The following is an 8,835-nucleotide window of genomic DNA, read 5'->3' on the forward strand; positions in this document are numbered from 1 at the left end:
CGCTTCGTCAAAGCGGCCCTGATCTCGCAGCAATACGCCGAGGGAGTTCCACGCGAATACATTGTTGGTGTTGGCCGCCACGGCCTGCTGCAGGCTGTGCTCCGCGGCTTCCGGCTGTTGCAGTTTCAGCTGCACCTTGGCCAGATTCAGCCATGCACCGGAAAGTTGCGGCCATTGCGTCACCACTTGCTGCATGGTTGATTCTGCAGCCGCGTACTGTTGCTGGCCGAACTGGGCGCGCGCCTGCGCGATTGCTTGTTGTGCCGCTGCGGGCACGCTTGCTGGCTCCGCCAGGTAGGGGTTGGGCTTCAGCACGCGCTCACCGTTTTCATCTACCAGCGGTGCGGCGGGCTCGCCGGTTTCCATCTCCGTTGTCGGCGAATTGGCCGCACAGGCGGCCAACAACAGCGCGCCGCAGACAGCGGTGGCTATACCGGAAAAGCGCGAGATTTGTTTCATATCAGTAGGCCGCATCGCTCCACTCCATAGTCGATTCCGGCTTGCGGTAGCGCGCCGGCAGCAGGTTTTCCAGCGATGAGAAGCTGTTCTTCACCCATTCGTCATAGACACCGTCGGCAGTACGCTGGACGTTGGCCTCGTGCAATTCGATGGCTTTTTCCTCGAACGGGAAGGCCTGCTCTTCCAGCAGAATTTCATACTGTTCGAGTTCCAGTGGGCCCAGCCCATTGGGGCGCTGGGAATCCATCAGGTCGCGACTCAGCTGACGGTAGACCTCGGCGAGGCGGAAGTTGGCCGCGGTGGTAAATTCGGCAATTCCGAAATCCAGCACCTTGCGGTAGTCCGCCACGGTTGCTTCCATCGCCTGTTTCTTGTTCTTCAGGCTCTGCTTGAGTGGCAGGGTAAGGGCCAGGCGGGCAAAGCGAGCGTAGCTCTGTTCCGCCAGTTCATTGCGTGCATAGGCCGCCAGATAGCGGCCGCGGGGCTCGGATACCTTGTTGCCCGCCAGGCTCTGAATCCACAGATTGCGTTCGCGCTGGTTGCCAGCCTGTTCGTACAGGGAAACCAGCTGGTACTGCGCTTCGAGATTCTGCAACGCGGGCTCGCGCCACTGCCGGGTGTACTGACGGTACGCATCGATGGCTTTGCCGCTTTTACCGGACTGCTGGTACAGCTCCGCGGCCATATACAGCGAGTCGCGACGCACCGCTGGGCTGGGATCCTTGGCGGCCATGGTCATCAGCTCGCCGGCTGCCGCGTCTGGCATATCCAGTCCCTGATAGATAGCAACTGCCTTGGCAGCGAGCGACGGCGTCAGCTTGTGTTCCGGATAATACTGGCGGAAATCGGCCAGTTCGGTGCGCGCCTGGGGCCAGCGCTGCAGGCGCACCAGCTGAGTGATCGCATCGTACTGGGCGGTGGCGGCAATGGACGAGCGGCCGCTGTCGCGCACCCGCAGCAGCAGCGCAATGGCTTCTTCGGTAGGTGCCACGAATTCCATGCTGTCGGTAGTCAGGTGCACCTGCTTGAGAATGATCTCGGCCTGCTTGTAGATGGAGGACTGCAGGCGATCTCGGGTGTTCAGGTACTCCGGGTCCGTGGAGGCCATGCCCGCGAGCAATTGGGTGTAGGCGGTCTCGGCGGCGGCGAAGTTGTCGATTTCGAAGTAGCTGTGCCCCAGCAGCAACAGGATGCTGCGACGCTGTTTGGCATCGGGAGGCGGTTGCCAGCCTGCGGCTTTTTCTGCGGCGGCAATGGTTTCGGCGTGACGGAATTGCTCGAACAGGTTGTGCGCGGCATCTAGCTGCACTGCAAGGGCGCGCTGATCCTGCGGCCAGGTATCGGCAAAGCGCAGGCTGGTTTCGGTTTTCCGGTCCAGCCACAGGTTGGCCTGCTCCGGATTTTTTTCCCGCTTGTGCATTGCGCCGGCCATCAGGATGGCCGCGTAACCTGCCTCGGTGGCTGCGGCGGGCACTTTGCCGGTTTCCTCAGCGAATCCCCAGGCCACACGCCGGTAAGCGCCAAAAGCCTGGGCATACTGGCCCGCTTCGTTCAGGCTTTCCGCCATCAGGAAGGTAAGCTGCGGGGTTTTTTCGTCGTCTGGGAATGTCTGCGTGAACTCCCCGTACAATGCTGCAGCACTCAGGAAGGCCGCGCGGGAATCCCGCGATGCTTTGGTCGCTGCCTTCGAATTGCCCTTGTTCCTGGCGCCTTCCAGTGCGAGTGCCTGGGCGCGGGCGTGGTCAAACCGGGCAAGTTCTTCGAGCCAGGATTTCAACTGGATTTTCAGCTGCTCGCGCTGGCTGTCATCCGCGGCAGCCCAGTACTGGCTGCGGATACCATAGCGGGTGACAAACGCACGCTTGGCCGGAATGACCTCGCTGGGAAAATTGCCCTGCTGCAGAATTTCCACCGCGCGCACATGCATGTGCGGCGCCTCCCGGCTCTGCGGGTAGCGTTCCACAAAGGCGAGAAATGTCTGTGCACCGTCGCGATAGCGCTCGCTCTCCGCGTACCAGTCGCCAAGACCGCGATACAGCAAGTGGTGGTAGGAACGAGGCCCGGATTGTGGTGCGAAGGACTCGATCACCTCGGCCCCACCCAGATAATTGAATCCGAGGGCGAGTACGCGCAGGGTGTCGTCTGCCAGTCGGCGATCGCCTTTTTCCAATTGATCCAGCGGGCGCGCTTGCGGCTGGTTTTCCGCCAGCAGATCGTCCATCAGGATCAGGAAAGTTTCACTGGAATCCCGGTAGCGGGCATCCTTGAACTGGCTCCAGCCGAGCATATAGCGTGCGTTGCGTGCAAAAGGGGTCTCGCCCTGGGCAAGCACTGCGGCGAAGTCCTGCTCTGCCGCACGGTAATTCTTTCGCCCGAATGCCGCCTCGCCGCGACGGAACAGCGCCTCGGCGATAAACGGGGAGTCCGGTGCGGTGGCGACGATATTTTCCAGTGCCGCCAGCGAACCCTGGGTATTGCCATCCAGGGAGCGGGCGCGGGCCAGCCGATAGGCCAAATAGTCGTCGTCGGCAGAGGTCTGCAGCAGGGCTTCATAGTGGCGCACCGCCTCGCCGTAGGCCACCGCCATTGCCGGGTTGTCTTCCTGCAGCTGTTCCAGGCGTTCCATGTTTAGGTCTGCCAGCCGCAACTGGATCTGGCGACGGGTCTTTGGATCGGTGTTGGAGGCGAGTGCGTTTTCGTAGCTCTCGATCAGTTCCGGCAGTTCGACCTTGGGCACGATCACGTAGGGCTCGGGCGCCAGATTGGTTGTCGGCAGGTCCGCAAGGGTGGTGCCGGCCTCGAACTGGCTGGCGCAGCCGCCGAGCAGTGCGCCGGTGGATATCGCCAGCACGAGCAATTTTTTGTGCGGGGAGAAGAGCTTCACGAATCCTCATCCTCTGTGCTGTCGACGGCCTGTGCGGGGCTTTCTATTTGCTGGCCGCGGTTGTCGGCTTCCGGCTCAGAGTTGTTTTTTCCCGGCTCGGGGCTGTCAGTTCCCCGGGCCGGACCGTCGGACTCTGCCGCAGGCTCTGCTGGTGCTGCGGATGGCGTATCTGTTGCGGCCTCCCCTTCCATTTCAGGGACCTGTGGGGGAAGGTCGTACATGCCCTGCACGGCCGCGTCCTGGATGCGGGCAATGGACAGGCGGGCGTGGGCCATATATCCCTCTACCCGAACCTTGGCCGCTTCCAGTGTGTTGCGCATGTCCTGACGAATGCTCGTCTCAATCGCTGCGCTGGCGCGTTCGATGGCATTTTTCTGCTGAGCAATGCGCTGGCCGGCACTTTCGATACCGTCGGCGAGCAGGTTCAGCTGCGGGGCATCCGCGGCGATACGCGCGACGTTGCGCTGGCGGCGGGCGGCATCGACGAGCTGCTCCTCTAATTGCGAAATCGACTTGCGCTTTTGCCACAGGTTTTCGTGATACTGCTCAGCGGCTTGCCACTGCAGAATGCCGCGTGCGCGGGCCAGGGTCTGACGTTGGTAGTTACTGGTTTTTCCGGCGTTGCTGAGATTTTGATAGCGCGCTTCGGCTGCGCGCAGCATTCTCAGAAACTCCGCTTCCTCGCCCCCCGCTGTCGCCAGCATGGCGAGACCATCCTGCTGCGTCTCGATGCGCGCAAGGTTGGTTTTCAACGTTGCCAGCTCCCGCTCGGCAATCTGTACCTGCTGGTCATACTGGGCACTGTCATGTTGCTGGACGATGGCGACGCGGCGCTGCTCGCGTTCCTCGATCAGGTTGTCGAATTCCGGCAGCCGCTGTTGCCATTGTTCCAGTACCTGTTTCAGGTGGCGCAGATCACGCAATTGCGACAGCTGCATCTGTAGGCGATCGCTCTGCATCATCTGCAGCAGGTATTTCTGATTGATGCGCATGAACGCCGGTGTTCGGGCGTCTTCCAGCCATCCGTAGCGGCGCAGATCGATATTTTCTTCCACATCGATTTCCGCAAACTGCAGTCGACCGGAGGCCTCGAACAGGGTGGCGAGGTCGCTCAGTGCTTGCAGATATTTTTGCTCGGCACCCTCATAGGCTTTCAGTGCGAGTTTCGGTCGGCGCAGCATTTCATAACTGAAAGGCAGCGCCAGTAGCGCTTCCTGAACCTCTGGTGACAGCGGGTTCTGCTGGATCAGGTAGCTCAGTGCATCCACCGCGCGCTGATATTCCTCGCCATTCACCGACGCCCAGCCGAGACCGAGGAGGGCCTGGGGGGACCAGGGTGTATCCAGGCGCACGCTCTGGAATTCCTGTGCCGCGCCGGCGTAGTCGTTGTTGAGAGCCAGCGCATAGCCGGCGCCGATACGGGCCTTGTCGCGAAGGACGCGCAACTCGTCGTCGGCGTCCGGGTACTGCTCGACCAGGGTCGCTGCGCGGCGGTATTCATCGGCGGCAGCGGCTAACTGTTGCTGGCGAGCCAGGGCGGCGGCGAGGTTGCTGTGCCCGAGCACCTGTTTTGGAACCGGAAGGCTGGCCATTCCCAGCAGGGTGTGTGCCTGTTCCAGGTCGCCGCTGCGGATCGCGAGGTTGAGTGGCAGGTCCGACTGGTGCATGGCCCCGGACTTTTCCAGCTGCAGGGCAGCGGTATCCCAGTTTTGCTGGCGATAGTTGAGTTCAGCGAGCTTCAGCCAGGCAATCTCGCGAAAGCGGGTGATCCGCTGGCGATTGTTTTCATCCGCGGTTTTCTGCAACTGCTGTTCAAACAGTGATGCGGCCTGGCGCTCCAGGCCGAATGCGAGGCTGATGCCGCCGCGTATCAATTCAGCATTGTCCCTGTGATGGACAATATCGCCGCGTACGTCTGACACCATCAACGTGCTCAGGGCGTCGAAGGTGTTGCCCTGGAAGTAGTGGTAAAGCGCGGCTCCGTAGCGCATGTCCTGCGCCTGCTGAAATTTCCGGGTACTGGCGGGCTCTGCGCTTTCCGCAGCCGGGTTACTTGCTTCGCTTTCCCCAGTGTTGGCATATAGCGGGGCGCTGCCCACGATGGCGGCGAGGGTCAGTGCCAGCGGGGATCTTTTGATAACAGCGGAAAACGACATGGCGGCCTCAGGGGGCGGGCCACTGGACGACGGTGAATTCCGGCTGTTGTTTGGCGCCGGAATCGGAAATCCGCAATTCGATCACGGCGGGTTCGTCGGTCTTGCTCAGTTCCAGGGTGGCTGCGCGCTTGTAGGCCCGCTGCTCGGGACCGATACCGGTAAAGAACGCGGTGATCGTGTGCTCCCCGGACTTGAGGTTGCCCTTGAACAGCGGCTGGATGCCACCGCGAAACAGGGCTTTTTTCTGATGTTCGGTATACAGGTGGGTTTCCACCAGCTTGTTATCGATATGCAATTTGACCGAGTCCAGGTCAAAGAAGTGGCCCACGTCCATGGACAGGTACACTGCAACCTGACTCTGCGCTGGAAACAGCAGGTCTTCCTCCAGTACCAGCAGATCGCGGTTCAGTTTCAGCACTTCGCGCTTGAGGCTCTCCAGGTCGCCCTCGGCAAAGTCTCCACTCTGGGCCACGGAGCCACCTGCAAAAATCAGGGAAATTAGGGCCAGGATCGGGCCGAGATGACGCGGGGAAAACATGTTGAAACCTTAAACTCCATGGTCGCTGGGTGGACGATTATGTCACGATGCCTCGTTTCGGTTGTGACAAAGTTGGCAATTACTGTTGCAGTCCACTGGTAAAGAACATCCGGTGATTGGCGTCGATAACAATTGCCTCAAATTGGGGCATGCCTTCGATCAACGCGATACCTTTTTGCTTGCCGAGTACGAACACGCTGGTGGAAAGCGGGTCCGTATCAAACCCCTCCGGGCCGATCACACTGACGCTGATCAATTTGTCACTATCGCTGTCATCGCCACTGGAATCCGTCTCCGCGGGTTTGCCCGTGGCCGGATTGAAAATGTGGTGTACCCGGTGATCATCGCTATCGATAAAAAAGCGTTCGTAATCCCCCGAAGTGGATATGGCGGTGTTTTCCAGTGGAATAACCGCAGCATTTTTTGACCGGTCGCGCGGGTGACGAATGCCGATGAGCCAGGGTTTGCCGCGCTTGTCCCCGAGTAGCCGCGCATCGCCGCCGGCGCTGACGCTGGCATTTTGCACTCCGTACTGTTGCAGAATTGCCACCGCACGATCCACGGCATAACCCTTGGCGATGCCGCCGAGATCAATTTTGGTACGACTGTCTAAAAATTTTAGTGTGCGGTTCTTTCGGTCCAGGCTGACGTGTCGATAGTTGACCGAAGGTAACAGGTCTTCTGTGGTTTCCTGGTCCGCCCGTTCGCCTTTGCGAAAATCGTACAGGCTGCCCAGGGTCGCATAGGTTATATCGAAGGCACCCCGGGTCTTTTTGCTGTACCACAGCGACTTATCCAAAATCGATGCCAGTTCGTCCGAGATTTGCATCGATTGCTGTCCGGCCTGCCGGTTTACCCGGGACAGCTCGCTGTTTTCCTTATACGGCGAGAGGGCGGCATCGATACGGCGAAATTCTTCCATCACCGCGCTGGTGATTGTCTCGGCGGCTTCTCCGCTTTCATGCCAGAACTGCAGGTGTACTTCGGTGCCCATGATCGCCTGCTTGTCGTAGTGCCAGCCGTCATTTTGCGCTTCACCGTGGGTGAGGGCGGCGCACAACAGGCCGGCGAGCAGAGTAAATAAGCGGGCGGGAGACATCGTGGATTCTTTTCAGTAAACCGGGTTATTGGATCGGCGCAAACGCCGTCAGGCTGTCCATCAGGCTGGCATTACCCAGGCCGTGGTTGGGGAACAGGCTGGCAAAGCTGCCCTGTTCCCCGTGTAAGGCCATGTAGTTCAGTACCACTGTCTGCACCAGCTGGTTGACGTTGTTGGCGGCCGGGCTGCCCGCGGTCTCCACATCCCCCGAGGGGCGCATATAGCCCAGCTGCTGATGGCGCGCCTGTTCGTCTGCGCTGCCACCGAGCAGGGTGGGTCGGCCGGCGGGATTGTAAACCAGGAAGTAGGAAGCGGCAGTCTGCTGATTGTCGCCGGTCCAGACACCCTTGCCGCGGCCCTCGACGGAATCGTCGATCATGCCGTTACTGAAAACCGAGCCATCGCTGAATACATATACCATCAGCGGCTGGCCGACGCGCGCGGCGTATTCCAGGCAGGCGCCAATACAGCGGCCCGCGCGCAGGTCGCGCAGCTCGCCGGTAGCGCGGTCGCCGGTATGGTAGTCATAACCGCCCATGGTAATGGTACCGGCACCGGCATAACCGTTGACGACCAGTTTCATGGTGGAGGCGGCTTTCTGGAATTCGCGGTCGCCAAAGAATTCTTCGGAGCTGAAAATCCCGGCGGGCCCGACGATATCCGGATCCAGAGCCGGATCCAGTGCGCTGGGGTTACCGAAGCGGTCGGCGAGGTCTGCGCTTTTCATATAGCCGCATTTCACCAGATCCTTGATCACCGCATCGTTGCTGACCCGGGTATTGACCTTGCCCAGCTTGGCGTTGGAAATCCGGTACATGGATTCCATCACCGCAACCGTATCTTCCTGGCTCAACAAGCCCACCAGATCGCCCACGTCGACCAGGCCGGTGACATCGGAAGGGCGGTCGATCTTGGTGGGACGCACTTCCGCATTGATCAGATCCGCCGGCGCCATGGAGTTACCACCGGATTCACTGGTCTGGGAACCGATCAGGGCGAGCAGTGAGCCGTTGGCGCCGGCGCGGTTGATGCCGTACATCGGATTGTGCGGATTGTTGCCGGTGTCGTTTTCCGAGCGCGCGGGAATAACCGCACCGTTGATGGCATTGGCAGTGCCGGCGGCCACTTTTTCCAGGATACCGCGCAGCATCTGGCTGTCGCTGTGGAAAGCGAGCCCCAGGTCCTGATTGACGAAGGAATTGCCCGCAGCATCTGTCAGCGAAGGCAGCATGTCACCGGGCAGGCCCTGTTTGTTGTAACCGGAGGTGCTCAGGAAATCCAGCTGCCCGCCCTGCTTGCCCACCAGCACATTAGAGCCCGCGATATTCGCGCCCCCCGCCAGATCAAAACAGATAAACGGAATCTTGCCGGCACCGTTGGCGCTGACCCCACAGGTCGCGCGCATCGCCTCCAAATCTGAAGACAGCGCCGCCTGTGCGGAGCGCGGATTGGCAAACAGACTGAAGATGGAACCGCCCAGCACCGTCGCCATGCCTGCGCGAAAGCCCTGGCCGAGAAAATCCCGTCGGCTCACCGGGCGATGGTGATCCGGGTGGCGCAGTGGTTGGTCCAATCCAAAATGTTTTTTCTTGCTCATGGCTCTTCCGGTGCCCCCGACTTTGCGAGGTGGTCCGCTTTATCAAATTATCTTGGCGGTACTGCTGCCGGGGGGCGCTCGCGAGACACGCCGTAAACCCAT

6 protein-coding genes are annotated in these 8,835 nt (G+C 60.5%); all 6 read right to left on the reverse strand.

The genetic code is table 11. The features are described from left to right. Nucleotides 1–459, reverse strand: a 459-nt coding sequence (locus tag B4U49_RS02585; protein ID WP_158078534.1) for a tetratricopeptide repeat protein, incomplete at its 3' end; no start/stop codon positions are given. Nucleotide 460: 1 nt separating this feature from the next. After that, entirely contained in the window at nucleotides 461–3,343 is a 2,883-nt protein-coding gene (locus B4U49_RS02590; protein ID WP_078083018.1) for a tetratricopeptide repeat protein, read from the reverse strand. Next, on the reverse strand, nucleotides 3,340–5,499 hold the full coding sequence (locus B4U49_RS02595; RefSeq protein WP_078083019.1) for a tetratricopeptide repeat protein: 2,160 nt from the start codon (nucleotides 5,497–5,499) through the stop codon (nucleotides 3,340–3,342). Before B4U49_RS02595 ends, B4U49_RS02590 begins: the two co-directional genes overlap by 4 nt. Nucleotides 5,500–5,506: 7 nt before the next feature. Further along, a complete protein-coding gene (locus B4U49_RS02600) occupies nucleotides 5,507–6,037 on the reverse strand; it encodes an AraC family transcriptional regulator (RefSeq protein ID WP_078083020.1) in 531 nt (176 codons plus the stop codon). 79 nt (nucleotides 6,038–6,116) lie between these two features. After that, nucleotides 6,117–7,136, reverse strand: a complete 1,020-nt coding sequence (locus B4U49_RS02605; RefSeq protein ID WP_078083021.1) for an FAD:protein FMN transferase — start codon at nucleotides 7,134–7,136, stop codon at nucleotides 6,117–6,119. Nucleotides 7,137–7,161: 25 nt separating this feature from the next. After that, nucleotides 7,162–8,733, reverse strand: coding sequence for a general secretion pathway protein GspF (locus B4U49_RS02610; protein WP_078083022.1), 1,572 nt, complete (start codon nucleotides 8,731–8,733; stop codon nucleotides 7,162–7,164). Nucleotides 8,734–8,835 lie beyond the last annotated feature (102 nt).

The sequence above is a fragment of the Microbulbifer mangrovi genome, assembly GCF_002009015.1.
GTDB classification, from domain to species: domain Bacteria; phylum Pseudomonadota; class Gammaproteobacteria; order Pseudomonadales; family Cellvibrionaceae; genus Microbulbifer; species Microbulbifer mangrovi.

Coding starts and splice junctions, on each gene's coding strand:
- B4U49_RS02595 (WP_078083019.1), bottom strand. CDS start 5,499: ATGTCGTTTTCCGCTGTTATCAAAAGATCCCCGCTGGCACTGACCCTC.
- B4U49_RS02600 (WP_078083020.1), bottom strand. CDS start 6,037: ATGTTTTCCCCGCGTCATCTCGGCCCGATCCTGGCCCTAATTTCCCTG.
- B4U49_RS02605 (WP_078083021.1), bottom strand. CDS start 7,136: ATGTCTCCCGCCCGCTTATTTACTCTGCTCGCCGGCCTGTTGTGCGCC.
- B4U49_RS02610 (WP_078083022.1), bottom strand. CDS start 8,733: ATGAGCAAGAAAAAACATTTTGGATTGGACCAACCACTGCGCCACCCG.